The organism is Shewanella sp. ENK2, from assembly GCF_043568515.1.
Classification (GTDB): Bacteria; Pseudomonadota; Gammaproteobacteria; order Enterobacterales; family Shewanellaceae; genus Shewanella; species Shewanella japonica.
Map to the genome: position 1 here is coordinate 105,032 of NZ_CP171406.1, position 26,308 is coordinate 131,339.

General features: G+C 40.5%; 21 protein-coding genes. 10 read left to right on the forward strand and 11 right to left on the reverse strand.

Translation table 11 applies throughout. The features are described 5' to 3' along the window. The first annotated feature begins 117 nt into the window (after window positions 1-117). Window positions 118-1,248, forward strand: a complete 1,131-nt coding sequence (locus tag ACGEDC_RS00520; protein ID WP_394495773.1) for a hypothetical protein — start codon at window positions 118-120, stop codon at window positions 1,246-1,248. A 77-nt stretch (window positions 1,249-1,325) separates the two neighbouring features. Here the strand turns inward: ACGEDC_RS00520 and ACGEDC_RS00525 are convergent, their stop codons facing one another. The 3 genes from ACGEDC_RS00525 to ACGEDC_RS00535 are packed head-to-tail and all read right to left on the reverse strand — an operon-like array spanning window position 1,326 to window position 3,698. After that, entirely contained in the window at window positions 1,326-1,709 is a 384-nt protein-coding gene (locus ACGEDC_RS00525) for a GGDEF domain-containing protein (protein ID WP_394495775.1), read from the reverse strand. Next, the gene (locus ACGEDC_RS00530) at window positions 1,700-2,557 is read right to left on the reverse strand and encodes a response regulator (RefSeq protein WP_394495777.1); all 858 of its coding nucleotides are present in this window, start codon (window positions 2,555-2,557) and stop codon (window positions 1,700-1,702) included. Before ACGEDC_RS00530 ends, ACGEDC_RS00525 begins: the two co-directional genes overlap by 10 nt. Window positions 2,558-2,576: 19 nt before the next feature. Next, complete coding sequence (locus ACGEDC_RS00535) at window positions 2,577-3,698, reverse strand: beta-ketoacyl-ACP synthase III (RefSeq protein ID WP_055024705.1); 1,122 nt, start codon at window positions 3,696-3,698, stop codon at window positions 2,577-2,579. 370 nt (window positions 3,699-4,068) lie between these two features. On the opposite strand from ACGEDC_RS00535, the gene cysK reads away from it, so the two are divergent. The 3 genes from cysK (at window position 4,069) to ACGEDC_RS00550 (ending at window position 9,704) form a co-directional block, all read left to right on the forward strand. Beyond that, window positions 4,069-5,034, forward strand: coding sequence for a cysteine synthase A (gene cysK, locus ACGEDC_RS00540; protein WP_055024706.1), 966 nt, complete (start codon window positions 4,069-4,071; stop codon window positions 5,032-5,034). Window positions 5,035-5,354: 320 nt separating this feature from the next. After that, window positions 5,355-6,428, forward strand: a complete 1,074-nt coding sequence (locus tag ACGEDC_RS00545; protein ID WP_394495780.1) for a methyltransferase — start codon at window positions 5,355-5,357, stop codon at window positions 6,426-6,428. Window positions 6,429-7,025: 597 nt separating this feature from the next. After that, window positions 7,026-9,704 carry a TonB-dependent receptor gene (locus ACGEDC_RS00550; RefSeq protein ID WP_055024708.1) on the forward strand — a complete coding sequence of 893 codons (2,679 nt, stop codon included), beginning with the start codon at window positions 7,026-7,028 and terminating at the stop codon, window positions 9,702-9,704. Window positions 9,705-9,784: 80 nt separating this feature from the next. On the opposite strand, the gene yfcC is transcribed toward ACGEDC_RS00550, so the two are convergent. Together yfcC and ACGEDC_RS00560 are read right to left on the reverse strand one after the other, a co-directional pair. Continuing rightward, window positions 9,785-11,263 (reverse strand): putative basic amino acid antiporter YfcC, encoded by a 1,479-nt coding sequence (yfcC, locus tag ACGEDC_RS00555; RefSeq protein WP_225442274.1) that lies wholly within the window; start codon window positions 11,261-11,263, stop codon window positions 9,785-9,787. 307 nt (window positions 11,264-11,570) lie between these two features. After that, window positions 11,571-11,999 carry a MarR family winged helix-turn-helix transcriptional regulator gene (locus ACGEDC_RS00560; RefSeq protein ID WP_394495782.1) on the reverse strand — a complete coding sequence of 143 codons (429 nt, stop codon included), beginning with the start codon at window positions 11,997-11,999 and terminating at the stop codon, window positions 11,571-11,573. A gap of 100 nt (window positions 12,000-12,099) precedes the next feature. On the opposite strand from ACGEDC_RS00560, the gene ACGEDC_RS00565 reads away from it, so the two are divergent. Both ACGEDC_RS00565 and ACGEDC_RS00570 read left to right on the forward strand, forming a co-directional pair. Continuing rightward, complete coding sequence (locus ACGEDC_RS00565; RefSeq protein WP_080916075.1) at window positions 12,100-12,615, forward strand: DUF2798 domain-containing protein; 516 nt, start codon at window positions 12,100-12,102, stop codon at window positions 12,613-12,615. 89 nt (window positions 12,616-12,704) lie between these two features. Continuing rightward, entirely contained in the window at window positions 12,705-13,031 is a 327-nt protein-coding gene (locus tag ACGEDC_RS00570; RefSeq protein WP_055024711.1) for a DUF3861 domain-containing protein, read from the forward strand. A gap of 202 nt (window positions 13,032-13,233) precedes the next feature. On the opposite strand, the gene focA is transcribed toward ACGEDC_RS00570, so the two are convergent. Beyond that, window positions 13,234-14,235, reverse strand: a complete 1,002-nt coding sequence (gene focA / locus ACGEDC_RS00575; RefSeq protein ID WP_080916077.1) for a formate transporter FocA — start codon at window positions 14,233-14,235, stop codon at window positions 13,234-13,236. 649 nt (window positions 14,236-14,884) lie between these two features. Here focA and pflB point away from each other — a divergent pair. Together pflB and pflA are read left to right on the forward strand one after the other, a co-directional pair. Continuing rightward, window positions 14,885-17,167 (forward strand): formate C-acetyltransferase, encoded by a 2,283-nt coding sequence (gene pflB, locus ACGEDC_RS00580; protein ID WP_055024713.1) that lies wholly within the window; start codon window positions 14,885-14,887, stop codon window positions 17,165-17,167. A gap of 85 nt (window positions 17,168-17,252) precedes the next feature. Continuing rightward, window positions 17,253-17,987 carry a pyruvate formate lyase 1-activating protein gene (pflA, locus tag ACGEDC_RS00585; RefSeq protein ID WP_119969429.1) on the forward strand — a complete coding sequence of 245 codons (735 nt, stop codon included), beginning with the start codon at window positions 17,253-17,255 and terminating at the stop codon, window positions 17,985-17,987. 18 nt (window positions 17,988-18,005) lie between these two features. On the opposite strand, the gene yfbV is transcribed toward pflA, so the two are convergent. Further along, a complete protein-coding gene (gene yfbV / locus ACGEDC_RS00590; RefSeq protein ID WP_055024715.1) occupies window positions 18,006-18,449 on the reverse strand; it encodes a terminus macrodomain insulation protein YfbV in 444 nt (147 codons plus the stop codon). Window positions 18,450-18,624: 175 nt separating this feature from the next. Here yfbV and ackA point away from each other — a divergent pair, with 175 nt between their 5' ends. Both ackA and pta read left to right on the forward strand, forming a co-directional pair. After that, window positions 18,625-19,824 carry an acetate kinase gene (gene ackA / locus ACGEDC_RS00595; protein ID WP_394495786.1) on the forward strand — a complete coding sequence of 400 codons (1,200 nt, stop codon included), beginning with the start codon at window positions 18,625-18,627 and terminating at the stop codon, window positions 19,822-19,824. A 63-nt stretch (window positions 19,825-19,887) separates the two neighbouring features. Then, complete coding sequence (gene pta / locus ACGEDC_RS00600; protein ID WP_055024717.1) at window positions 19,888-22,032, forward strand: phosphate acetyltransferase; 2,145 nt, start codon at window positions 19,888-19,890, stop codon at window positions 22,030-22,032. A gap of 90 nt (window positions 22,033-22,122) precedes the next feature. Here the strand turns inward: pta and ACGEDC_RS00605 are convergent, their stop codons facing one another. The 4 genes from ACGEDC_RS00605 to ACGEDC_RS00620 form a co-directional block, all read right to left on the reverse strand. After that, the gene (locus ACGEDC_RS00605) at window positions 22,123-22,797 is read right to left on the reverse strand and encodes a hypothetical protein (protein ID WP_394495789.1); all 675 of its coding nucleotides are present in this window, start codon (window positions 22,795-22,797) and stop codon (window positions 22,123-22,125) included. A gap of 11 nt (window positions 22,798-22,808) precedes the next feature. Further along, complete coding sequence (locus tag ACGEDC_RS00610; protein WP_394495791.1) at window positions 22,809-23,234, reverse strand: hypothetical protein; 426 nt, start codon at window positions 23,232-23,234, stop codon at window positions 22,809-22,811. A gap of 113 nt (window positions 23,235-23,347) precedes the next feature. Beyond that, window positions 23,348-24,577, reverse strand: coding sequence for a MalY/PatB family protein (locus ACGEDC_RS00615; protein WP_394495793.1), 1,230 nt, complete (start codon window positions 24,575-24,577; stop codon window positions 23,348-23,350). Window positions 24,578-24,683: 106 nt separating this feature from the next. Continuing rightward, a complete protein-coding gene (locus tag ACGEDC_RS00620; RefSeq protein WP_394498191.1) occupies window positions 24,684-26,135 on the reverse strand; it encodes a glutathione synthase in 1,452 nt (483 codons plus the stop codon). Between the last annotated feature and the right edge of the window lie 173 nt (window positions 26,136-26,308).

The following is a 26,308-nucleotide window of genomic DNA, read 5'->3' on the forward strand; positions in this document are numbered from 1 at the left end:
ACCCAGTTTCTAGTACCAGGAAACTTAAGCTCAGACGTCGCCACCATAGATGAAGAAAGCTATAACCTTGCAGCTAGATATCGCTTTGATCCAAGCAGTGAGCTTTCTTTTGGTGGCTTGGTTACCGCAAAACAATCAGATAACTACCATAACTATGTCGCCAGTGTTGACACCAAATGGCAACCGACAAAACAAGATACATTTACTGCACAATATGTCTTTTCAGATACCGAATATCCTGAAGATTTCTTTCAGCAGTTTTGTAACGGCGATGACTGCTCAACTCCCCCACAAGGCTGTGAAATAGGCAATTGTGATTATAACGAGCGCGTACTGCGAACCAAAAAGCAAGGTAACTTTTCTGACAGCATGTATCGCATCAGTTATGACCATGAACGCCGAAATTGGCGTGCATTTTCACGCTATGAATCCACTGGCGAAGACTTTCGAGCAGACTTAGGTTTTATTGAACGCATTGACGCCAGTAAGTTTGTTGCAGGTGGCAATTACTATTGGTACCCAACGGACAACTTCTTTAGCAAGATCCAGTTTGGTGGTGATTGGGATATTACTCATAATCAAAATAATGAAAAAATTGAACAAGAAGCCGAACTATCAGTGAGCTTTGAAGGTGGCTGGCAAAGTTATATTGCTACAGGTATTGTCCACAAAGATCGTGTTGGTCGTCGTCTTGATAGTTCTTCACTTGCTATTGATGGCAATACAAGCATGTACACCATCGACCTAATGTGGTTTTACACTAACTTTGTGCCATTCGACTCGTTAAAAATCGAGTTCGATAGCAACTATGGTGACGATATTGATTACGCCAATGATCGCCCTGCCACAGTAACGATGTTTAACCCTGCGTTTGAATGGAAAATTACCGATTCAATTATTTTAGATATAGACCATAAATACCAAGCGCTTGATGTGGATGAAGGTCGATTATTTACCGCTAACCTAACTGATTTACGCTTAAATTGGCAAATAACCTTAAACAGTTTCTTACGTTTATCGAGTGTTTATACTGATATTGAGCGCGACCCAGACTTATATCAATATCAATCACCCAATAAACAATATCAAAATTTAGGCAACGAGATTTTATACGGCTATAAACTCAATCCTCAGTCGGTATTCTATTTAGGCTACTCTGATGGATTAATTTCTACCGATGAGATTGACTCATTAACTCAAAAAGATAAAACCTACTTTATGAAAGTCAGTTACGCTTGGTTGCTCTAGTAAAACCTTAGGTTAATGAATCAAAAAGGACTGCCGAGGCAGTCCTTTTTTATAACCATATAAACAATAAAGCGAGCTTATAACACCACTTTATTTCGTCCAGCTTCTTTTGCTTCATACAAACACAAATCAGCACGATGTAATAAAGTATCTAAATTAGTATCGGTCGACTCCGCTTTGGCAATACCACAACTAAAACTAATCGTTAGCTCACCCGCATCAGTGATAAAAGGCTGAGAATTAACTTGTTGTCTAAACTTATCCATCACTGTGAATGCACGGTCACCATCAAGTCCTTTAAAAGCCACGACAAACTCTTCACCGCCAAACCTTGCAACAGTAAAGTGTTGTCCGAAAGCATTTTTAAGTCGTTTAGCAAACTCAAACAACACTTGATCGCCCACATCATGTCCGTGAGTGTCATTGACCTTTTTAAAAAAGTCGATATCAATTAAGCCCAATGCAAATTGACCAGCATCAGAGACATCTTTTTCATGTTGGGTAAAAAGTAACGTCGAGTATAGGCTTTAGTTAAATAATCTCGGTTAGCTTGTTCCCATAAACTGCGGATCATGTCTAATGAGTCAAGGGTATTTAACACACGGCAATGAAACTCTTCGTGGACAAACGGCTTTTGCAAAAAGTCATTAGCGCCATTCTTGATGAAACGTGCAGACAGACTTTCATCCGTATCATTTGAAAGACCAATAATGGCTAAATCTTCACGGCTAAACTTTTCGCGTACTTTTAGAATTAACTCGAAGCCATCAACATTAGGCATGTTGTAATCAGTGATCAGCAATTGAATATCAGGAGTTTCATTTAATACCGTTATTGCCTCTGCGCCGTCACAGGCTTCGAGCACAGTAAAAAGTTGCTGCTCAAGTAAAACCTTAACGAACTTACGACTCACTACTGAGTCGTCTGCCACCAACACTTTGACATGTTGATTTTGATCCAACCTCGCCACAAGCTTAACCACGTACTCATAACTGAATCGATTTTCTTTTAACACGTAGTCAGCAATACCCAATTTAAGCAATTTTTTACGCTGACGAGCATCAAGGTTTGAAGATAAAACAATACAAGGAGTTTGGTAAGACATCAGCACCAGCTGGGCAATTTCGCCATCTGGTGCATCTGGTAGGTTCAATTCGGCAACCACAACAAAATAGGAATGTTGTTCTAGTAAGGCATTCGCTGATGAAACATCTGCCGCAATATCAACTTCACAATGCAGCTCTTGCATTAACAAATGCCGAAGTACTTTAGATACAGCTTCGTTATCTTCAACAATCAATATACGCAATTAATTCACCTATTTATTATTAGGTCTTTTCTAAAATGATGCTCCCAATAGAATAGCCAGCACCAAATGAACAAAGCAGCCCTAAATCACCAGTCGTAAAATCTTGATTATATTTATGAAATGCAATAATCGACCCGGCTGAAGCAGTATTAGCATATTCATCCAACACCACTGGGGCTTTCAATTTTGTAACATTATCACCGAGAAGTTTACGAACTACAAACATATTCATATTAATATTTGCTTGGTGGAGCCATAACCTCTTAAATTCATTGGCTTGGATCTGCTCTTCTGCCAGCTGTTTATCTAAATGTTGGTAGATCATTGGCAATAATTCTTTGAATACTTTTCGACCTTGCTGATGGAATAATTTATCAGGTTTTTCAGCATTGTTCGGATCGCAGCGGTTAATATGGCCAAAATTACTGCGGATATTATTAGAAAAGTCGGTAAAACATTGGCTAGAAAGTACATTAAATGCATGTTCAGATTGAGCAAGCGATGCACGTTCAACCACAACAGCTGTTGCCACGTCGCCAAAAATGAAGTGGCTGTCCCTATCCCGATAATTCACTTGCGGTGAGCAAATCTCAGGATTAATGACTAATACTCTTGATGCAGTACCTGATTGGACTGCATTTACAGCATTAACAATCGCAAAGGTCGCTGATGAACACGCCACCAGCATGTCATAGGCAAAACCTTTAGTGCCCATTGCTTGTTGAATTTCAATCGCAATAGCAGGATAAGAACGTTGCGTGTAAGCACATGCTACAATCACCAAGTCAATATCTTCTGCATTAAGCTGAGCTTGCTCTAATGCTTGTTGAGCGGCTTTAATGCCAATTTCAGCCTGCATTGAAAGCGCATCTGATGGTTTATCGGCAATTAATGGCATCATCACTTTAGGATCTAAAATCCCATCTTTGACCATCACATACCGGCTTTTAATCCCTGATGCTTTTTCAATAAACTCAGCTGAAGAATGCGATAAAGCGGCAAGCTCACCAGATTCAATTTCGGTACTGTGCTGCGCATTAAATTCGTCTACATAGGTATTAAAACTTAACACTAACTCTTCGTTACTTACGCTAAATGGCGGTGTGTAAAGGCCGCTACCTGAAATAACCACTTTGTTCATATTAGATCTGCCGTATCAATTTGGTGAAAACAACAATTCATCTCGGTGTTGAACCTTGAGCTGAAGCTTACCTGCTGAACAAGTAATGACTTTATTCATAACACCCAATAAGAAAGGATAAATTGCGCTTTTGTAATATCAGTCTATTACTATCTTTAGTAATCGCTAAGCACAAAATGCTGATTTAGCGATGGTCAGACCATCGAGCTCATTGAAGCGTGCTTAACTAAGACATTGTTATATAAGCAGATGCTTTATTATTATAATTGAGTTAACTTTAATAACTAAAAGGAATAACGAATAACAAAGTATCACTGTTAAAGCCTCTTAAACCGATTATCATTAGACAATGCCAACATAGGAGCAAACCATGAGCAACATTTACGAAGACAATTCATATACGCTAGGTAATACCCCACTAGTGCGCCTTAATCGAGTAAGCAATGGTAAAGTGTTAGCCAAAGTTGAAGCACGTAATCCAAGTTTCAGTGTTAAGTGCCGTATTGGTGCGAACATGATTTGGGATGCTGAGAAAAAAGGCACCCTAACAAAAGAAGTAGAATTAGTAGAGCCAACTTCTGGTAACACAGGTATTGCACTTGCATATGTTGCAGCTGCTCGTGGTTACAAACTTACCCTAACTATGCCAAACACAATGAGTCTTGAGCGTCGTAAGTTGCTTAAAGCACTTGGTGCTAACCTTGTGTTAACTGAAGGCGCTAAAGGTATGAAAGGTGCTATTGATAAAGCCGAAGAAATTCGTCAATCAGATCCTGCTAAGTACTTAATTCTTGGTCAATTCAGTAACCCAGCAAACCCAGAGATCCACGAGAAAACAACGGGTCCAGAGATCTGGAACGATACTGACGGTGACGTTGCAGCATTTGTAGCAGGTGTTGGTACTGGTGGTACTATTACAGGTGTAAGTCGTTACCTTAAAGCACAGAACAAAGATATTGTTTCTGTTGCAGTAGAGCCTGTTGACTCTCCAGTTATTGCACAAGCAAAAGCAGGCCAACCACTTCAACCTGGACCACATAAAATCCAAGGTATTGGCGCAGGTTTTATCCCTGGTAACCTAGATTTAGAGATGGTTGATTTAGTAGAAGCCGTCAGCAACGAAGATGCTATTGCTATGGCTCGTCGCCTAATGGAAGAAGAAGGTATCTTAGTGGGTATTTCTTCAGGTGCTGCAGTTGTAGCTGCAAACCGCATTGCTGAAAAGCCAGAATTTGCAGGTAAGAACATTGTTGTAATCCTGCCATCTGCAGCAGAACGTTACCTTTCATCTGCACTATTTGCTGGCGCATTTGGTGACAGCGAAAACGTACAATAATAAACAGTCAAAGATTGTTTTAGTAAAAGCCCAGCAATTGCTGGGCTTTTTTAAATCTATAACATTTCACAAGCATCACTTAACCTGTTTCAAAAACGACGAACGCTGTTCATTACAACAATTTGTCCGTCGCATTCTTAGTACACCGACATTGAAGAACACTTCTGATTGTCGCTATCAACTCCTATACTAAACATTGATAACCAAGATTAATTCGCTGTCGTATCGATATTTTTTATAACTGTAGAGCTAGATCAAAATTTGCTTTTGTTGTGTCTGATACTATCGCCGAAATTTTCTAATCATCCCAACATCCCTATATGTCTTTTTACCAATCTCCTAAATCTATATCCGCTTATGACGCTAAGTTTGAAGCCCAAAAAATTGCCTTCGCTCCTGTTAGTTTCCAAGTGGCCCGTTGTTTAAGCCAGTTTGGCTTACTTGCACAAATCGACAAAGCTGGAGAAGCGGGTATCAGCCTTACAGAATTAACTAACAACAATGACCTTTCTGAATACGCCATTCACGTGTTACTGGATATGGGATTAAGCATGGGGATATTTTGGTGTAAAGATGAGTTATATCGATTAGATAAAACAGGATATTTCTTACTGCATGACGATATGGCATCCAAGAACCTGAACTTTATCCATGATGTTTGTTATCAAGGTTTATTTGAGCTAGAAGCATCGCTTAAACAAGGAAACGCAGCGGGATTAAAACACTTAGGAGACTGGGAGACCATTTACCCAGGATTAAGCCAACTGCCAGAACAGACAAAACGTAGCTGGTTTGAATTTGACCATTATTATTCAGACCACGCATTTGACAGTTTACTGCCAATGATTTTCAAATCTAAGCCACAACATATAGTCGATGTCGGTGGCAACACAGGTAAATGGGCATTCGCTTGTACTGGCTATGATGCAAACGTCAACGTCACCATCATGGATCTACCAGGGCAACTGGCCGTAGCGATGGAGAACGCACGCAACAATATGGTCAATGATAGAGTGTTTCCATTTGAAACAGACCTATTAGACCCAAGCAAACCATTTTTTGAAGGCGGTGATTTATACTGGATGAGTCAGTTCTTGGACTGTTTTTCAAAGCAGCAAATTATCACCATTTTAAAACGTACAGTTGCCGCAATGAAACCTAACAGTGAACTGTGTATTTTAGAAACTTACTGGGACAGGCAACCTTACGAGGCAGGAGCATATTGCGTAAACGCCACATCACTTTATTTTACCGCAATAGCGAATGGCTATAGCCGCATGTATCACAGTAAAGATATGTTAAAGATGATCAGTGAAGCTGGTCTTTACGTTGATGAAGACATCGACAATATTGGCTTAGGGCACACCTTATTACGTTGTAAGGTAAAACCATAGGCTAAAACTCCACATTGTTTACACTTATCAAACTGTAACACCATTGAGTAATTACGTTAAAATCTCTCCATATTGGTAAACGCTTGAATTAAATTTAACATTTACATTCAAGCGATATTGCCTACAAATCCAGTAAACACCTGCCATGTAGCACTTGTTAAATCGTGATTAACCTCACAAAATCAATTTCGCAACATTAAATTTAACGCCTTTTCACTAATACATTTTGCAACATCTTCAAACGTCACCACTTTAGTTGAAGCTAATTATGCGTGACATTTCTTTACCGTAGTTACACAAAAAATCCACATTTGCGTTCAAAAAACAATCCGAGCGAGCTTTATCTATTCAGTTACACCCTCTTATCGTTCGTAACAAGATGTGACACCAAACACTCATGTTAATTTCAGAAACAAAAACAAGACATAATCACAACAAAAATAACAACTTACCCCTGTAACAGCCATGTTGCCAATGTTATTTAAGTATGATTTTATCCATCTTCCACAAAGACCTGTTAACCCCATTTACAAGTCAGCAAAGAGATTTACTAATTAAAAACGCGGCTTTGATAAAATCAATATAGGAAGAGATGAGATGCAGCTTAATTCAAAAGTAGCCAATGCAATTCGCATAGCATTGGTTGGCGGAGCATTCACCGCAGCGATAAGTTCTCCAGTAGTGCTAGCTGCTGAAGAAGGTGCAGATGTAGAACGCATTCAAATTACTGGTTCACGTATTAAACGTACCGACTTAGAAACAGCGACACCTGTCACTGTTCTTAGTGCAGACGATATGGCAAAGCAAGGCTTTACCACTATCCAAGATGCACTGCAAAACTTAACGTCGACCACAGGAGCCATGACAACTCAAGAAGTCCATGGTTTCACTCCTGCAGCATCTTCAATCAGTTTACGTAACGCAGGTGCAAGCCGTACATTAACGCTTATTGATGGTAAGCGCTTAAATCAGTACCCAAAACCAGCAGGCGGAACGGATAACTTCGTAGATACAGCTAATTTACCAATGGAAGCAGTTGAAAGAATTGAGGTTCTTCAATCTGGTGGTTCTGCAGTTTACGGTGCAGATGCTGTTGGCGGTGTAATTAACATTATCTTGAAAAAAGATTTTGACGGTGCAGCCCTTAAATATCGTCATGGCGATACTATGGAAGGCGGCGGAATGAATGACCGTATCGCGCTTTCATTAGGTTCTTCAAACGAGAAAGGCAACGTATCAACCTTCATTGAGTTCAGTAGCAATGAAGCATTACAAGCCACAGATCGTGAAAACTTCGGCCTACACACTGATAAAGTGCCACACAGTGACTACTCACAATACAGCTCTTATGGTGCGCGTATTGCCGGTACAGGCACAGGGGCTCGTTCACTGTCGCCTCAAGAATGTACTGATGGCGGCTTTTTCTGGGATGATGCACGCAGCATTTGTGGTTTTGACCGTTCAGAATGGCGTGACTTAGAGCCAGAAAGCTATCGCTTTATCAGTACGACTAACTTTAACTATGAACTATCTGACGATATCACTTTCTTAGGTCGTCTTGATTTTGCTAACGCTAAATCAACCACCAACTTTGAACCAATGGCAATTGATGATTACGATATCAATGTTTCAGGTGATGACTTAACCGTGAGCTACGGCGATTTGATGAGCAAGACATTCAGCAAATCAACCGGGCTTGGTGGTGACTTCGCTAATGCCACTGATGGCGATTACTACTATGTTCGACGTCTACACGAATTTGATAACCGTAGTGGCGAAACGAACACCAATAACTACTTTTTCTCAGCAGGTCTTCAAGGCGTTTTAGCTGATGAGTACGACTGGGATATGTCTGTAAACTACGGTCGCACCAACGTCGATGTTTATCGCAGCGGTTTTGCAACTGTTGGTGGCATGTTCGATTACATCACTGCAGGTGAAAACGGTAATTCATTACTTGAAAATATGTCTGACGAAGATGTTGAAGCAGCGTCTTACTCTCCATTTGAGCGTGCTCAGTCTACTCAAAAGAACGTTCAAGCAAACATCACTGGTATGGCGTTTGAAATGCCTGATGGCGATGCCATGTTTGCATTTGGTGCTGAATACACAGAACAAGACTATGAAACAGAATCTGATTCTGAAACCCAAAACGGTTCAGTGCTAACAACAGGTGGTTCATCTGGTGCTGGCGAACGTGATTTCTGGGCAACTTATGCAGAATTAAGTGTCCCATTAATGGACGAATTAACAATCGCTGCGGCGCTTCGTTACGATCACTACAGCGACTTTGGTGGTAATTTATCACCACAAGTAACCGTAGAATACCGTCCTGTTGACGAGTTATTGGTTCGTGGTTCTTGGAGTAGCGTATTCCGTGCCCCTGATATGCACCGTGTATACGGCGATGCGACAAACGGCTTCACTACAGTTATCGACTTTAAACAGTGTCAAGCAATGGGCGGACAGCCTGGTGTTACTAACCCTGATCCAACCATCAATGAAATTTGTAATGAGCTTCACATTGACACCACAACTGGTGCAAACAAAGATCTAGAAGCAGAAACAGGCTACACAGCTAACATCGGTGCAGTTTGGGGTGGCGATAGCTTAGAAGCATCGATTGACTTATGGGAATGGAAACTTGACGACATGGTAAGCGATATTAGCGCTTCGACTGCCGCTCAAGAATACGACACCTATGAAGATATGATCACTCGTGATGCAAGTGGCACAATCACTCACATCAACACTGTGGCTCAAAACTTAGCGTATCAAAAAGTGCGTGGTATTGATTTAACAGCTGGTTACAGCTGGGACTTCAATGATATGGGTGAATTACGAGTTAACTTTAATGGTACTTACATTTTGTTATCTGAAGGTCAGTTAAATCCAACTTCAGATGTTGATGACGACATTGAAGACGGCGGATTACCTCAGTACCGTGCCAACATGATCTTCACTTACTTCATTAATGACTTTGAAACCACGCTAGGTGCTTACCATACAGCACGTATGCACGGTGTGTCTTACAGCTCATTCATTGATGATGACGAGTTCAGCGAAGAAGATTTAGAAGTCGCATCACAGACTAAGTGGAATCTAACATCGGCTTATAACTTCACAGATAACATGAAGTTAACGGCTGGTATCGTCAACCTATTTGACGTAGGTCCTAACTTTGACCCAACTAACACATCATGGCCTCACTACCCTCGTAGCGTCTACAACGCTCGCGGACGTGAATGGTTTGTTGAAGGTGAAGTTAAGTTCTAGCGTTAATGTAATACAACTTTAAGTGTCTCCCGACTCTAACGGCATCAAAAGTATCTGATGCCGTTTTTTTATGGCTTTGATTAACTAAACCCAAAGTAATGAGCAGCAACAACCGTCATACTAGATAGTACAAATAAGCCCACCATAAAGCGCCAAATAAACTTAAACCAATTGCCCCAATCAACACGACATACCCCTAACGTCGCCATTAAAGAAGCAGACGTTGGCACCAATACATTGGTAAAGCCATCACCTAATTGAAACGCTAACACCGCAACTTGACGGGTCACTCCGACAAGATCAGCAAGAGGCGCCATTAAGGGCATAGTTAACGCTGCTTGACCAGAGCCTGAAGTCACAAAGAAATTAAACACCGACTGAAACAACAACATAAACCAAGCTGAAAGTGCTGTAGGTAATTGGCCAATGACATTCCCTGCACTGTGCAAAATAGTGTTCAGAACACTCGGTTCAGCAGCGCCAGCACCGCCGAGTAATAACAAGATGCCAGAAGCACAACCTACCAATACTGCAGGCTCAAGCATCGTGCCTGCACCTTGCTTAAAACTCACTGCAACCTTATTCATATTTAAACCATTTAGGTTAAATACAACCCCAATCACCCCCACGATAATTCCCATCGTAAAGAACTGGCTAGCAATTTCTGGAATAAACCAAGCATGTGCAATCACGCCCCATATCACCCAGGCAATTGTGCCTACTATAGTCAGTAGCACTAAAATATCACCAAGATTAAAACGACTGTCTTTGACATGACCTTGCTGGTTATCACGGAAAAATTGATCCGACTCGTAACTAAAAGATGCTGTTGGCGTTTGTTGAATTTTACTTGCATAGCGCATAGTAAAAGCAATACCAATTAGCGTGAAACCAAGCCACATTATGGCACGAACACCTGCACCAGAAAGTACAGGCACCCCAGCAATGCCTTGTGCAATTGCCACACTAAATGGGTTCATCCAAGAGCTAGCAAAACCAATTTGAGTTGCAACATAAGTCACCATCACAGTACAGATGGAGTCGTAACCTAATCGAATCATTAACGGGCAAATAATAATCGCAAATGCAATTGCCTCCTCGCCCATTCCAAATACTGCGCCGCCCAATGAAAACAAACTGAATATCACCGGAATAAAGAGTTTTTCATTGCCTTGAGTTTTATCAATTAACCGCAAAATACCGTTATCTATGGTGCCCGTTGCCATCACGACGCCAAAGGAGCCTCCAATGACGAGCATGAACATAATCACCCCGATGGCGCTGCCCCATTTAGAGCCAGACACCATACCTTCAAAGGCAAAATTAAAAAAACCAACCTCGCCATGACCTTTAAACAATGAGATAGGCTCAACTTTAGGCTCGCCAGCATCATCTAAAGCATATTGAAACGAATTAGGGTCGATTACCGTGCGTGTTTTTTCTGCTCCGTCGATAACATAATGAGCATCTAGAGTAGAAAAAGAACCGATAGGGATAATATAGGTCAGCAACGCAGCAGCAAGAGCAACAAAAAAGATAATCACCAAGGTATCTGGCATCTGCTTTGTGGTGTTACCCGTCAAATTGGTGGACTGTGCTTGAGGCGAATTGCCTTGGGATGAGTCGGAAGTTACTGGTTCTTGATGTGGCGAATTCATTTACAGTCCATTTTTAAGTTATTGTTATATGGATTAATGCCAACACATTAGGCATTTTTACGACACTGGCATACTACAATAGCTAATAAAAAATTCCCATATGCTTTGAAATCGCACCGAAAATAAACCGTAATTGAGTTATTGAACCACAGCATTAGCTGTCGAGTGACAGTCTGATTTTCAGTGAGATTTAAGCAGCGATTCAAATTCACTTTGTATTTAAATTAGCCACCATTTTTTGCGCAACAGTTTGAAAAAGAGTTAATTCATCATCAGCTAGCCCTTGCGTCATTTGTTGATATATCTGTTTATCAATCTGATTAATCTTACCCATGATAAGCTGACTTTCTTCGGTTAAACGCAAACATTGACTGCGCTTATCTTCTGGGTTCGGCTCTTTCACAATCAAGCCCTGAGTGATTAACGTGTTCAGTAACCTTGTTACCTGGGCTTTATCTCGATTTAAGAAGTTAGCAATGTCTATCGCTGTACACGGTGATTTTTTATTAATTATTTTAAGCACTCTGACATGCATTGGCGCCACATCTATATCAAGTTGTTCAATATTATCATGCAGTTGCCTTTTCAATACATGTACTAATTGAAACAAACCTTCTAAGGATTTTCGATCTTGCATAATTCACCTCCACCAAAAACTAGTTGACATTATCAACCAAAAAGAATATGGTTGACATTATCAACCAAATTAAGCCAAATCACAAGACAGGAGGATAACAATGAATCCACAAGCCGTAATGACCTCTTCGCAAATTGAACAAGTTAATGAGCCTAAAGTGAGTCAACAAAAAGCCTCGATTATCGTAAAAATACTCACAGTTATGGGAATGATGTCACTCATGGGCGGCACATTAACAGGCTTCATGACTTATATAAATCTTGGCTTGAGTGACACCTTTTTTGCAGACTGGTTTTCTGCTTTTGCTTTAGCTGCGGTCACTATCATGCCAATCGGTTTTACATTAATGGTGGTACTGACCAAACTCACCGAGAAATACCTGCCTCATACAAGTGAAAAAGTACGCAATGTATTAATCGGTCTCACGATGGCCTGTCTTATGGAATCGGGCATTGCCTTATCAACTGTCATTAACAATATCGGAATCAATGATATGCCTATCCTGCTTTCTACATGGGCGCAAACCGTGCTGGCAGCCATACCCGTTGCTCTTGTCATGATGATAACCGTCTCATTAACGATAAAGCCTAAAGTCGAAGCCATTCTTAAAAGCTAACCTTGATTTTAGCCTGGTTATTCAAAACATCATCAGTCATTTTTTATCGTGATAAATCCAGTATCACACTACATATAAAGGTATTAATTATGAATACGATTTTACGCAAAGGTCATCAGTACCGTATTACGATTGAAGAAATCAATCTAGCTGATAACCAAACCGGTCAAACGTTAGATTTTGAATTTCAAGATAGAGAAGATGTACTGAATGTCGTTGAAAAACTGCAAAAAGGCAGCGGCCTTGAGCCTCAAGAAGCCACTAAAGTGGCATTGGGATTAAGATTATTGGGCCCGATAATGATGCAAAACCGCAAGCATCCACTATTCGCCGAGTTTATGCCACATTTTAAAAACTTTATGCATCATCTAAAAAGCACTGTTAAACAGGCAGTAAAGCAGCAAGCGATTAATTAATGTGCCATAAGTTTGTAAGAGGATTAATGGTAGATCGCCTAATTATAAATTGTCTAAATGTAAATCACTTAGCTGTAAATAGCGTTGTAACTGGCGATGCTAACATCGATCACTCTTAGCTGATTTAAATTGGTTTTGAATGAATCAATACAAAAAGCCCAGCATTTGCTGGGCTTTTTAAAAGAGGGTAATTTGATAACGTTTATCTTAGCGAATCTTTTTGTTCCGCTTTAGTCACTAAGGACCCATGACTCGCACCCTGCGAACCAATAGTTAACTGCCCTTGTTGTACTAACCAAAAACCAAGTCCAATAAAGACCCCACCACCAACAATATTACCTAATGTCACAGGGATAAGGTTATTAAACACAAAGCTTAATAAAGTTAAGTCAGCATATTGTTCTGGGTTGATATTAAGCGCAACATAAAAACTTTCAGGAGCAAAAGCATGAATCGCAACCCCTAATGGCACCATAAACATATTCGCAATGCTATGTTCAAAACCACTACTGACAAACATTGCAACTGGCAGCATCATTAATAATGATTTGGTCAGTAAATCTTTTGTCGCAAAAGTCATCCAAACCGCTAGACATACAAGCATGTTACATAAAATGCCTAAAGTGAAAGCTTGTACCCAAGTATGATGTATTTTATGTTGGGCAATATTAAGTGCATTTAGCCCCCATTGCCCGCCATTTAACTCGAACATGCGTGACATCATAATCAGAAGCACCATCAATAAGGCGCCAACTAAGTTGCCTGCATAAACTCTCGCCCAGCATTGCAATTGGGTTGATGTTTTCACTTGTTTTTGTGCCCAAGGGATTGAGGTTAATACCGTACTGGTGAACAACTCAGCTCCACATACCACTACTAAAATTAGCCCTAAGCTGAAAGCCAGACCGCCAATAAAACGAGTCATTCCCCAATCACTGGTGCTTCCTGTCGTCACCGTGACATAAAATACAAAGGCAATGGCAATAAAAGCACCAGCAAAAATCGATAAAGTAAAAGATTGCCAAGGGCTTTTGGCTATTTTGGCTAAGCCAAATGATTCAGCTTGCTGATAGGTCGAATTTGATGGCGCTGGGGAGGTATTCACTGTTTTCGGCGGGCAATTAACCTGCTCATGCGATGTTGGGGTTATCTCATCGGCAATTTCAGCGTCTTGCTGTTGATCTTGCCCAGTTAATTTTTGCATAAAAACCTCAAATCGCTTTTTAAAAATAAACAACACTTACCATGCACATTTTAGGCGTATCAATATCATGCAACGAGTGTTGTGATAACCATTATTGAAACCCAAAATAAACACGCATCACTCTTATCAAGACTCACAAAAGTAAATTGGTAAGACCAAGATTACCAGTGTCAAAACTCAATCACTTTTGACAAATTTACAATTAAACATCGCTAATAAACTATCAGCTTATCTAAAAAATGCTATATATCAGTATAGCAAATCATCATCACAACAAGAAAGCATGACAAAGTGTACATTTGGAGTGTCGCAAGGGTAGTCACTCTTGGCTAAATAGAAAACTGTTTGCTCAAAAAGTGTTACCCAGCTAACATTTTTGTCGATATCTTACTCAATTTTGATTTAATTAAGTGATGTTGCATAGAAGCTATGATAATATTCATCAGGTAAATTGGTCTTACCAATTTATGATTTAACAAATTTTCGCTGACATTGTAAAAATATTATGGTGCTAGCACACAGATTAGATGCCCTTGCAATTATCCATTAATAGGGGTCTCAATTTTTTGAACTGCCAGCTTGGTTGTAACAGTTATCCATTACCATTAAATGGCAGATCAACAGTTAATTGACGAGAAGGTAAAATACCATGACCGATAAAACAGAATTATTTGCAAACGCTTGGCAAGGTTTTGAAGCTGGTGATTGGAAAACTGAAGTTAACGTTCGCGATTTTATTCAGAAAAACTACACTCCTTATGAAGGCGACGAGTCTTTTCTAGCTGGTGCTACTCAAGCAACTACCACACTTTGGGACAAAGTGATGGAAGGGATCAAGCAAGAGAATAGCACACATGCCCCTGTTGATTTCGATACTGAAATGGTATCAACCATTACCTCTCATGACGCTGGTTACATTAACAAAGAGTTAGAAACCATTGTTGGTTTGCAAACTGATGCTCCTTTAAAGCGTGCCATGCTACCTAACGGTGGTATTCGTATGGTTGAAGGTTCTTGCAAAGCTTATGACCGCGTACTAAACGAAGACATCAAGTACACCTATTCAGAGCTACGTAAAACACATAACCAAGGTGTTTTCGATATTTACACGCCAGAAATCATGGCATGTCGTAAATCAGGTGTATTGACTGGCTTACCTGATGCATACGGCCGTGGTCGTATCATTGGTGATTACCGTCGTATCGCGCTTTACGGTATCGACTACCTAATGCAAGATAAGTTTGCTCAATTCTCTTCACTTCAAGCTGGTTTTGAAGCGGGTGAGGATTTATCAAACACGATGCAATTACGTGAAGAAATTGCAGAGCAACACCGCGCCTTAGGCCAAATGAAAAAAATGGCTGCAAAATACGGCTGTGATATTTCATTACCTGCGACCAATGCTAAAGAGGCCATCCAATGGACTTACTTTGGTTACCTTGCCGCAGTGAAAAGCCAAAATGGCGCAGCAATGTCTTTAGGCCGTACTTCTTCATTCCTTGATATCTTCATTGAGCGCGATATTGCTAACGGTGTATTAACTGAAGAACAAGCGCAAGAAATGGTTGACCATTTTGTGATGAAGTTGCGTATGGTGCGTTTCTTACGTACTCCAGAATATGATGAATTATTCTCAGGCGACCCAATTTGGGCAACTGAATCAGTTGCAGGTATGGGTCTAGACGGCCGCACTTTAGTCACTAAGAACAGCTTCCGTTTCTTACATACCCTATACAACATGGGCCCAAGCCCTGAACCAAACATTACTGTGTTATGGTCGAATGCGTTACCACAAGGATTTAAAAACTACTGTGCAAAAGTATCTATCGATACTAGCTCTATCCAGTACGAAAATGACGACCTAATGCGTCCAGATTTTGAATCTGACGATTATGCTATTGCATGTTGTGTTAGCCCGATGATTGTGGGTAAACACATGCAGTTCTTTGGTGCTCGCGCTAACTTAGCAAAAACCATGCTTTACGCCATCAATGGCGGTGTGGATGAAAAGTTAAAAATCCAAGTCGCACCTAAAGCAGATGCCATCACTTCAGATGTACTTGACTTTGATGATGTAATGAACCGTTTAGACGGCTTAATGGATTGGTTAGCAACACAATACGTGACAGCGCTTAATTCTATACATTACATGCACGACAAATACTCTTACGAGTCTGCATTAATGGCGCTTCATGACCGTGATGTACGTCGTACTATGGCATGTGGTATTGCAGGTCTTTCTATTGCAGCGGATTCTTTATCTGCAATTAAGTTTGGCACTGTTAAGCCTATTCGTGATGAAGATGGTATTGCTATTGACTTTGATATTTCTGGTGAATATCCGAAGTTTGGTAACAACGACCCACGCGTAGATGACATAGCTTGTGATTTAGTTGAACGTTTCATGGCGAAAATCCGTACTAAGAAAATGTACCGTAACGCTATTCCAACGCAATCAATCTTAACCATTACCTCTAACGTGGTTTATGGTAAAAAAACAGGTACGACACCTGATGGACGTCCAGCTGGCGCGCCATTTGCTCCAGGTGCGAACCCTATGCATGGCCGTGATGAAAACGGTGCGATTGCGTCACTTACATCTGTAGCGAAACTGCCTTTTGCTCATGCACAAGACGGTATTTCTTATACTTTCTCTATCGTACCAAATGCGTTAGGTAAAGATGAATTAGGTCGCCGCGCCAACTTAGCATCATTAATGGACGGCTACTTTATGAGTAACGCCAATAGCGAAGGTGGTCAGCATTTAAACGTTAACGTGATGAACCGTGAAATGTTAGAAGATGCCATCGTTAACCCTGAGAAATACCCTCAATTAACCATTCGAGTTTCAGGTTACGCTGTTCGCTTTAACGCTCTAACACCTGAACAACAGCAAGATGTAATTACACGTACTTTCACTAAAGGCTTGTAATAATTCTTAAAATTGGTTGTACTTAACTTTATTAGTGTTTCATTAATAAAAACGAGTACAACCTCTTTTTTGCTTGTTTGGAGACATCATGACCACAGGTCGTATCCACTCTATAGAATCATTTGGTACCGTTGATGGTCCAGGCATTCGTTATGTCGCCTTTATGCAAGGCTGCCTAATGAAATGCCAATACTGCCACAATCGCGATACGTGGGATTTAGACGGCGGCAAAGAAGTCACTGTTGATGAACTAATGAGCCAAATCATTAGTTACAAACCTTTCCTACAATCTGGTGGAGTAACTGCCACTGGTGGTGAAGCTATCCTTCAAGCTGAATTCGTTAACGAACTTTTCAAAGCATGCAAAGCTAATGATCTGCATACCTGTCTTGATACCAATGGTTTTGTGCGTAAATACACGCCCGTCATTGATGAATTACTCGACAATACCGACTTAGTGTTACTTGATATAAAACAAATGGATGATGCTAAGCACATCGATTTAACCAAGGTGAGTAATCAACGAACATTACAGTTTGCAAAACATTTAGCGAAGCGCAATCAAAAAACCTGGGTGAGATATGTAGTAGTTGATGGTTTTACTGAGGATATTGACTCAGCGAAAGCTTTGGCAGACTTCATACAGCCTATGGAAAATGTTGAAAAAGTAGAATTATTGCCTTATCACCAACTTGGCACGCACAAGTGGGAAGCATTTGGTGAAAGCTATTCGTTAACAGACATTAAGCCACCCAGCAAAGAGACTATGGAAGCCATAAAAGCTGTCTTTACTGAGCGTGGAATTAAAGCAGATTATTAATCGTTGGCGAGCAAAAACTTACAGTTGCTCCCAATAACTTTTATCTAAACGTTCAAATGCCATTTTGAGTATCAGCGCCATATCTAAATAACACGCTTTAGCCCCAAGGGGTTGGCAAGATATGCCCATTGAACTCATTTTGGCGGTTAACTGATTTGTCCAATCAAATAAGGTTATCGGCAAAGGATGACGAGCACGCCAGCCCAGCCAGAGTAAACCTTGGATAGGCAAACTGATAAAAAATAGCATTAAGGCAATAGCTTGGGGTAAAAACGCCCAGCCATTAACATACACTTGGCTACAAGCAGCCAAGATAGCAAATAACGGCATCAATAAAATGCCAAGATGGGTTGCTCTGACAACACGATATTCAGGGAAATAAAACCCAAGTTGCCGAACCATAGGCCACGTCTTCATGTAACGTCGACCGTCACCTATGATTTTGAACACGTTTACGTTCAACGGTATGCCCTACAAGTTAGAAATAAATATGCACCATAGCACACAGCGATATTGAGCCCCAAATTTACGGTAAATTTATCGGCTGTTTAGTAAATCATTAACTATGATTGATAGTTGAAATAACACATTTCACATCAATTTTAATTTTGCTCGATCAGACTAATAAGGTCTCAACATGTCAGAAAAACTCGTACTGGTACTCAACTGCGGTAGCTCTTCTTTAAAATTTGCTGTTATTGATGCTGTTTCAGGTGATGATCACATATCAGGACTTGCTGAATGCTTCGGTTTAGAAGATTCACGCATAAAGTGGAAAGTTAACGGCGCTAAAAATGAAGCTAAATTGGGCGCATTTACTGCTCACCGTGAAGCAGTTGAATTTATCGTTAATAATATCCTTGCTGATCAGCCAGAGCTTGCAGCTCAAATTCAAGCTATCGGTCATCGTATCGTTCATGGTGGCGAAAAATATTCTCGCTCAGTGATCATTAATGAAGATGTGATCAGTGGTATTGAAGATTGTGCTTCACTAGCGCCACTTCATAACCCAGCGCATTTAATTGGTATCCGAGCTGCTATGGCTTCATTCCCTGCTCTGCCACAAGTTGCTGTTTTTGATACCGCATTCCACCAAACCATGCCTGACCAAGCTTATATCTATGCCCTTCCTTATAAGTTATATCGTGAACATGGTATTCGCCGCTACGGCATGCATGGCACCAGCCACTTATTTGTAAGCCGTGAAGCGGCAAAAGTGCTAAATAAAGACACCACTGATACGAATGTGATTGTTGCACATTTAGGTAACGGCGCTTCAGTTACGGCCATAAAAGGCGGCAAAAGTGTCGACACTTCAATGGGATTAACACCATTAGAAGGTTTGGTTATGGGCACACGTTGCGGAGATATGGACCCATCAATCATTTACCATTTAGTTAACCAACTTGGTTATACCATTGATGAAGTCAATAACTTATTGAATAAGCAAAGCGGCTTATTAGGTATTTCTGAGTTAACCAACGATTGTCGTGGCATTGAAGACGGTTACAAAGATGGCCATAAAGGCGCAACCTTAGCACTGGAAATTTTCTGCTACCGTTTAGCGAAATACATTGCCTCTTACACTGTGCCATTAGGCCGTTTAGATGCCGTTGTATTTACTGGTGGTATCGGTGAAAACTCAGACATTATCCGAGCAAAAGTGCTTGAAATGCTGGCTATCTTTAATTTCAAAGTAAACGAAGAGAAAAACCTAGCCGCGCGTTTTGGTAAAGATGGCATCATTACCGAAGAGAACAGCACTGTGGCAATGGTTATCCCGACAAACGAAGAGTGGGTCATCGCAGAAGACGCTATCAAACTCATTAGCGCTTAATCCCCTTGCCCGACATAAAGCCTGTTAACTCTGGCTTTATTCACGCTCAGTTTAGAGGTAAATATGTCTCGTAATATTATGTTAATCCCGATTGGTACAGGTGTAGGTCTAACGTCGCTAAGCCTTGGGATGGTTCGTGCGCTAGAGCGCAAAGGTGTTAAAGTTCAATTCTTCAAGCCAATTGCACAAATCCGTAATGGCGACAATGGTCCTGAACGTTCAACCACCATTTTAAGTCATTCACCGACTGTTAATCCGCTTGAACCATTCACTATGGAACATGCTGAAAACTTAATTCGTTCAGAACAAATCGATGTGCTTATGGAGCAAATTATTGCTCGAGCCAGCGAATGTGCCGACAATACCGAAACGATTGTGATTGAAGGTCTAGTGCCAACTCGTAATCACCCATTTTCTGATGACATTAACTTTGAAATTGCTAAAGCATTAGATGCTGATGTGATTTTCATTGCAACACCAGGAAATGACACACCCAATGGCTTAATGAATCGCCTAGAGATTGCTTATAATTCTTGGGGCGGCGTTAAAAACAAACGTCTTATTGGCTCAATCATCAATAAAATTGGCGCTCCAGTTGACGATGAAGGTCGTGCGCGCCCTGATTTATCTGAAGTCTTTGACCATGCAGAAGTATCAACAACGGATACCTCAGCAATGTTCCAGCTACCGGGTAAAAGCCCGCTGCGCATCTTAGGTAGTGTGCCATATAACTTAGACCTTGTTTCACCTCGAGCTTCTGATTTAGCAAAACACCTCAATGCTAAAATCATCAATGCTGGTGAAATGAATACGCGACGCTTACGTAAAGTTACTTTCTGTGCCCGCAGTATTCCTAACATGGTTACTCATATCCGAACCAACTCATTGCTAGTGACATCGGGCGATCGCTCTGATGTGATTGTGTCTGCTTGTTTAGCGGCAATGAATGGGGTCAAGATTGGTGCCCTATTGCTGACGGGTGGATACGAGCCAGAACCTGAAATCATGGCACTGTGTGAACGTGCTTTTGAAACAGGCTTGCCAGTATTTTTGATTAATACAAATACATGGCAAACCTCGTTAAATATTCAGCGTTTTGATCATGAAGTCCCTGTTGATGATGCTGTACGAATTGACCGAGTACAAGAGTATGTTGCCAGTCATATCGATCAAAGCTGGATTGAAAGCGTAACGCAAAACTCACCTCGTGAGCATCGTTTATCGCCACCAGCATTCAGATACAAATTAACTGAACTTGCTCGTGCGGCTAAAAAAACCATCGTACTGCCTGAAGGTGAAGAGCCAAGAACCATTAAAGCTGCCGCCATTTGTGCTGAACGTGGTATTGCTCGCTGCGTACTCTTAGGCAACGAAGAAGAAATTCTGCGTATTGCTTCATCACAAGATGTGGTACTAGGCGAAGGTGTTCAAATTATTGATCCTCTACAAGCTCGTGAGCGCTATGTTGAAGGCATGCTAGATTTACGTCGTCACAAAGGGCTGACTGAAGTCGTGGCTAAAGAGCAACTTGAAGACAATATGGTATTAGGTACCATGATGCTTGCTCAAGATGAAGTTGATGGCATTGTATCTGGGGCAGTCAATACTACAGCTAACACCATTCGTCCTCCACTGCAGTTAATTAAGACTGCGCCAGGGTCAAGCTTAGTATCTTCTATCTTCTTTATGTTGATGCCAGATCAGGTTTTAGTCTACGGTGATTGTGCGATTAACCCAGATCCAAATCCTGAACAATTAGCAGATATTGCCATTCAATCAGCTGAGTCTGCCGCTGCTTTTGGTATTGAGCCTCGTGTCGCTATGATCAGTTACTCAACAGGTACATCTGGTACAGGTTCAGATGTTGATAAAGTGCGTGAAGCGACCAAAATCGCCAAAGAAAAACGCCCAGATCTGGTGATTGATGGACCACTGCAATACGATGCTGCAGTCATGGAAAATGTAGCACGCTCTAAAGCACCAGATAGCCCTGTTGCCGGTAAAGCGACAGTATTCGTATTCCCAGACTTGAACACAGGTAACACGACATATAAAGCAGTTCAACGTAGTGCAGACTTAATCAGTATTGGCCCAATGCTTCAAGGTATGCGCAAGCCTGTCAACGATTTATCTCGTGGCGCTCTCGTTGATGATATTGTCTACACCATTGCTTTAACAGCTATACAAGCGGCGCAGAATGAGCAGTAAACACAGATTGTGTTAATGCTTAAACAAAAAAAGCACTGCTTAGGCAGTGCTTTTTTGTAGATTAACGAATTTAAAGCGAGGGAAATAAAACTATTTTCGCCAGAGAGTTATTGGCAAACTTTGAGGAGATAACTTTGAAACGACAATCCAATCATTACCTTCCCCATGTGCCCCTTCGATATACCAATCCATTCGGATAAATAAATCTTGGTTGCCATCTAGATTAAAGTCAGCTTTTGCCAGTAAATTATACTCGATAATCATGTTATCGTATGACACTTTAATGTTGTATTTTCCAGAATCAATTAACTCAATATTAGCGTCACTTAGCCTTTTACTATCTGATACTAAATTATCACCCCCAATATATGGAATAACATCAGAAGCAAATGTTGTAAGTAACGAATAGTCCCATTTCGATGGCCAATAGCTTAAAGCTGAATTAGGGGCTTTATAGTAACGATTAACAGCTTCGCAGTTAGTTTTTAAAAGGTCCCAATTTGTAAAAGATCTCTCCGAAATGTTGTGACTGCCAAAAGCTAAGACATCAATACAGTTTGTTAATTTTATCGCATTGTTTTCTATATCTAAGAACTGCTTTTCAAATTCAAAATCATACACTGTCATTCCAATTGTTGAGGTATTTTCAAACACTTCTACGTTAAACCAACGTGGCTCTTGAACGTCACTCACAACAGAAACCTGACAAGCGCTCAAACTAAGTAAAACGCTTAATAAGCCTATTAAAAATAGTTTATTTTTCATCCTTAATTCCTTTAAGGCACTTTAGTAATTTTTTGTTGAGCTAATTTAAGTAATTTCATAACGTATTGATTTCTTATTGGAGAAATACCAACACGATTACTTTGCTTTGCAGCTTCAGCCCACTTTTCTTGTTTAATCAAGGAATTAAATTTTACATATTGATTTTTCAACTTAGTTATCCCTAAATTAAACACCATATCAAATAATGCCTGTTGAGCTTCAATTGGCATATTATCAAATGATTTATTAAAGCCATTCGCTACACTGTAATACCTTAACAGCTCTTTATAGAAAGATTGGATATGCTTTTCACGTTGGATATCAATATCGACATCCTTAATAATTAAACTCGAATGCTTTTTAAAAGAGTTGGCACTATAGTTTCTTCCAAAAGGAAGCTTTTTAATCACATCGAATTCTGCTTCCTTATTAGCCAAACTTGCTATGCCACTACAGATATCTAATTTACTTTGGTTAAACTATTATACAAATTAGTATTCCACATCAATAAATACACACTTTTTAGTAGGTATTCTCCTTTAAGTTTTAATCATTTAGCAGGTTTAATATCTGCTATACCTTTTTTAAGCTGCTCAAATGAAGCCTGTACTTGCTCTAATGGCGAGGCAAAATTCATTCGATAAAAGTTTTCATCCTTTTCACCAAACCAAGTGCCAGGGGTTAGTGCCATTTTAGCTTGTTTAGTCAATAACGTTTTTAATTGCTCAGCGGTTAGATTTAACCCGGTAAAATCAAACCAAATCTGGTTAGTGCCTTCTGGCACAAAGGTGATAACTTGCGGCAGCTCTGTGGCCATAAAATCAACAATCCAATTACGGGTCGTTTGTGTATAAGTAAGAAAAGCATCAAACCAATCCTTGCCATGCTGATAAGCTGCAATCGTCGCATGGGTGGTAAACGCATTGCCATGATCAAGAGACATTGAAGCTGATGTTGCTTTAATTATTTCACGTAACGACGGATTATCACTATAAATATATCCGTTAGAAATACTATTTAAGCCAAAGTTTTTAGCGGGTGAACCAATAATTGTTAAGCTATTTTCATAGGCTAATGAGGCCATACTCGTAAATTGTGAACCTTCAAATACAATATCTGCATGGACTTCATCACTCACAATCAGCACATGATATTTTTTGGCAATAGTCGTTAACTGCTGTAATTCTGACTTGCTCCATACTCGTCCCACTGGGTTATGTGGATTACATAACAGCACCATACCCACATTACCGCGACTTAACTTCTGTTCAAAATCATTAAAATCAAAAACATATCGCCCGTTCTCAATCTTAAGCGTATTATCTACAACTGTGCGTCCGGCCGACTCAATCAACCTACGAAATTGATGATAAACAGGAGTTTGTATTAACACCCCTTCACCTTCTTGAGTAAAGTCTCGAATTAACATAGCAATCGCACTCAGCACACCTGGTACTTGAACAAAGTGTTCAGGAGTTAATTCAAGGTTATGACGGTCTTTATTCCAAGCGGAAATGGATTCGAACACGGTTGTAGAGTCAAACTCATAAGAATAAGTCTCACGACTAACTAATTGCTGCATTGCTTGAGTGATTGGCGAAGCTATCGGGAAGTCCATATCAGCAATCCAATATGGTTTTACATCAGTAGTACCATAAATTTGATTGAGCATATTGCTGTCGTGCTTAATAAATTTGTCACTAATATCTTGGCGCTCAGGACTTGGGGTAAACACTTGGCTATTGACGATATTCTTACTGTTTTTAAAAGGTTTGATCATTTCAGTATCTCTTTGGAATATTAAGTTGTTTTTACTTCATTGCCTTTAAGACGTAAAAAACTCAATAAGGATGCAAAATAATTCTAAATATCGAAATTAATTAAACTCAATCCACTAAAACCAATGAGTCTAATATCCCTTGACCACTGTGTATTCCACCTTCATTTTCACTAGCTGGTTTACTGCGAATAAGGTATCCCGCATACCCATTTAACGCTGTCACGGGTTGTCCGTCAAAATATGCCGTAAATAAGCCTATTTCACTGACAAGATCGTTCACCCACGTTTGTTCACTATCTCGCACGGCAATGGTAGCGACTTCTCGTTCATGAGGAAACAAACGTTGCATTAACGCCCAAGCATCGTACTCTTTCGGTGTCAGAGAATTTAATTTAACACTAATATCTTTACCGAATACACAATGTCCTCCACCTTCTCCTTGATTTTTTAGCACCCACTCTTGTTTATTGGGATGATGATTAAACCAATTAATGGTGTCTGTGTTAATCGGTTTCATCTCTGCTAAAACACTTTTTACTAAGTGAGCTTCCTCTAATGTCAGGCCCCAGCGTGAATAAGCTTCAGCAGGCATTATGGTCAACAGCATTTGCACTGTTTTACTGGTAGCTAGCTGTTGACTGAAAGTCGCATTCACTGCGACATGATGCTGCTCAATGAACAATCTTGTTTGACTTAATGCCTCACAACAAATGGCTTCATCTCGTTGTGGCGAGTAATAGTCGGCATATTGGTAACCCGCTCTAAGATAAACAACATCAATCCCGCCAAAGCCCTCTAGAATTAAGCGCTGATGATCTCCTGTAGAAAATTGCGAACTTAACTGCTCAAACGTCCTTCTTACAGTGCGAATACCACGTTGCTGTAATGCCACTTCCAATAGATGTTGATCATAAACATTATCTTCGTTTTCTTGCACAACCATTAAAAACGTCGGTACTGTTTGAGTTTGTGCATTTCCTCCGCTGAACTTAACTGCAAAATCAGCAGCGACTTTTTGAGCTGCTTGGGCAATACCAGAGGCAAGTTGTGTCAGGCCTTTATTGTCAGCGCTAACTGATTGCTTATGCTCTAAAAAGCCCTCAAATTCTTGTGGCCATTGCAGGCGTAAGAAATCATGTAGCTCTGTAGCACGTTGCCCAAATGGTGCCATACCTGCAGCAATGCCATTAAACTCTATCACTTTGGCGCCATGCTCACGATCATCCATATAGTCCGTTCGCATAAGTAGTAGGGGTTTACGTGCTGGCGTTAAACGTTGATTTTTACTGCCATGCACTTGATGATGCAAAGACAGTAACCGCTTAAAAAAAGGATCGGCTTTAGCCACATCCGCAAGTTGTGTTTGCAAGAAATCATGATCTTCAGAGACCCTATCGATTAACTTAGTCAATAGTGGAGTGACTTTGGTTAAGTGCTCAAACACGGGCCGCTGCATTGTCATCGGCGCAATACTAAATGGACAGTGCCTTGCAGTATTATCATCTCGGCGAAAAGCCACCCCATGCATAATCGCCCACTCACAGGCTTCATTTAGCATTTGCTGAGAAATTGTTGGCTTTGATTGCGTTAATGCTCTTGGCTGGAACAGTGACTTCATAGTTTCTCCTAAAAAAGCAATAAAGCTCCTACACGAGTATTAGCCACGTGATGTTAAAAAGGAGCATGTTGGAATACGGGAGTAACGTTTCCGAACGCTAGATGAGGCAGTTA

Bases quoted from the DNA above. Each gene is read 5' to 3' on its own strand.
- ACGEDC_RS00570 (WP_055024711.1), top strand. From the start codon at position 12,705: ATGAATACGATTTTACGCAAAGGTCATCAGTACCGTATTACGATTGAA.
- ACGEDC_RS00565 (WP_080916075.1), top strand. From the start codon at position 12,100: ATGAATCCACAAGCCGTAATGACCTCTTCGCAAATTGAACAAGTTAAT.
- pta (WP_055024717.1), top strand. From the start codon at position 19,888: ATGTCTCGTAATATTATGTTAATCCCGATTGGTACAGGTGTAGGTCTA.
- cysK (WP_055024706.1), top strand. From the start codon at position 4,069: ATGAGCAACATTTACGAAGACAATTCATATACGCTAGGTAATACCCCA.
- ACGEDC_RS00545 (WP_394495780.1), top strand. From the start codon at position 5,355: ATGTCTTTTTACCAATCTCCTAAATCTATATCCGCTTATGACGCTAAG.
- ACGEDC_RS00535 (WP_055024705.1), bottom strand. From the start codon at position 3,698: ATGAACAAAGTGGTTATTTCAGGTAGCGGCCTTTACACACCGCCATTT.
- ackA (WP_394495786.1), top strand. From the start codon at position 18,625: ATGTCAGAAAAACTCGTACTGGTACTCAACTGCGGTAGCTCTTCTTTA.
- focA (WP_080916077.1), bottom strand. From the start codon at position 14,235: ATGCAAAAATTAACTGGGCAAGATCAACAGCAAGACGCTGAAATTGCC.
- ACGEDC_RS00560 (WP_394495782.1), bottom strand. From the start codon at position 11,999: ATGCAAGATCGAAAATCCTTAGAAGGTTTGTTTCAATTAGTACATGTA.
- ACGEDC_RS00550 (WP_055024708.1), top strand. From the start codon at position 7,026: ATGCAGCTTAATTCAAAAGTAGCCAATGCAATTCGCATAGCATTGGTT.
- yfcC (WP_225442274.1), bottom strand. From the start codon at position 11,263: ATGCCAGATACCTTGGTGATTATCTTTTTTGTTGCTCTTGCTGCTGCG.
- ACGEDC_RS00605 (WP_394495789.1), bottom strand. From the start codon at position 22,797: ATGAAAAATAAACTATTTTTAATAGGCTTATTAAGCGTTTTACTTAGT.
- ACGEDC_RS00620 (WP_394498191.1), bottom strand. From the start codon at position 26,135: ATGCTAAATGAAGCCTGTGAGTGGGCGATTATGCATGGGGTGGCTTTT.
- ACGEDC_RS00615 (WP_394495793.1), bottom strand. From the start codon at position 24,577: ATGATCAAACCTTTTAAAAACAGTAAGAATATCGTCAATAGCCAAGTG.
- pflB (WP_055024713.1), top strand. From the start codon at position 14,885: ATGACCGATAAAACAGAATTATTTGCAAACGCTTGGCAAGGTTTTGAA.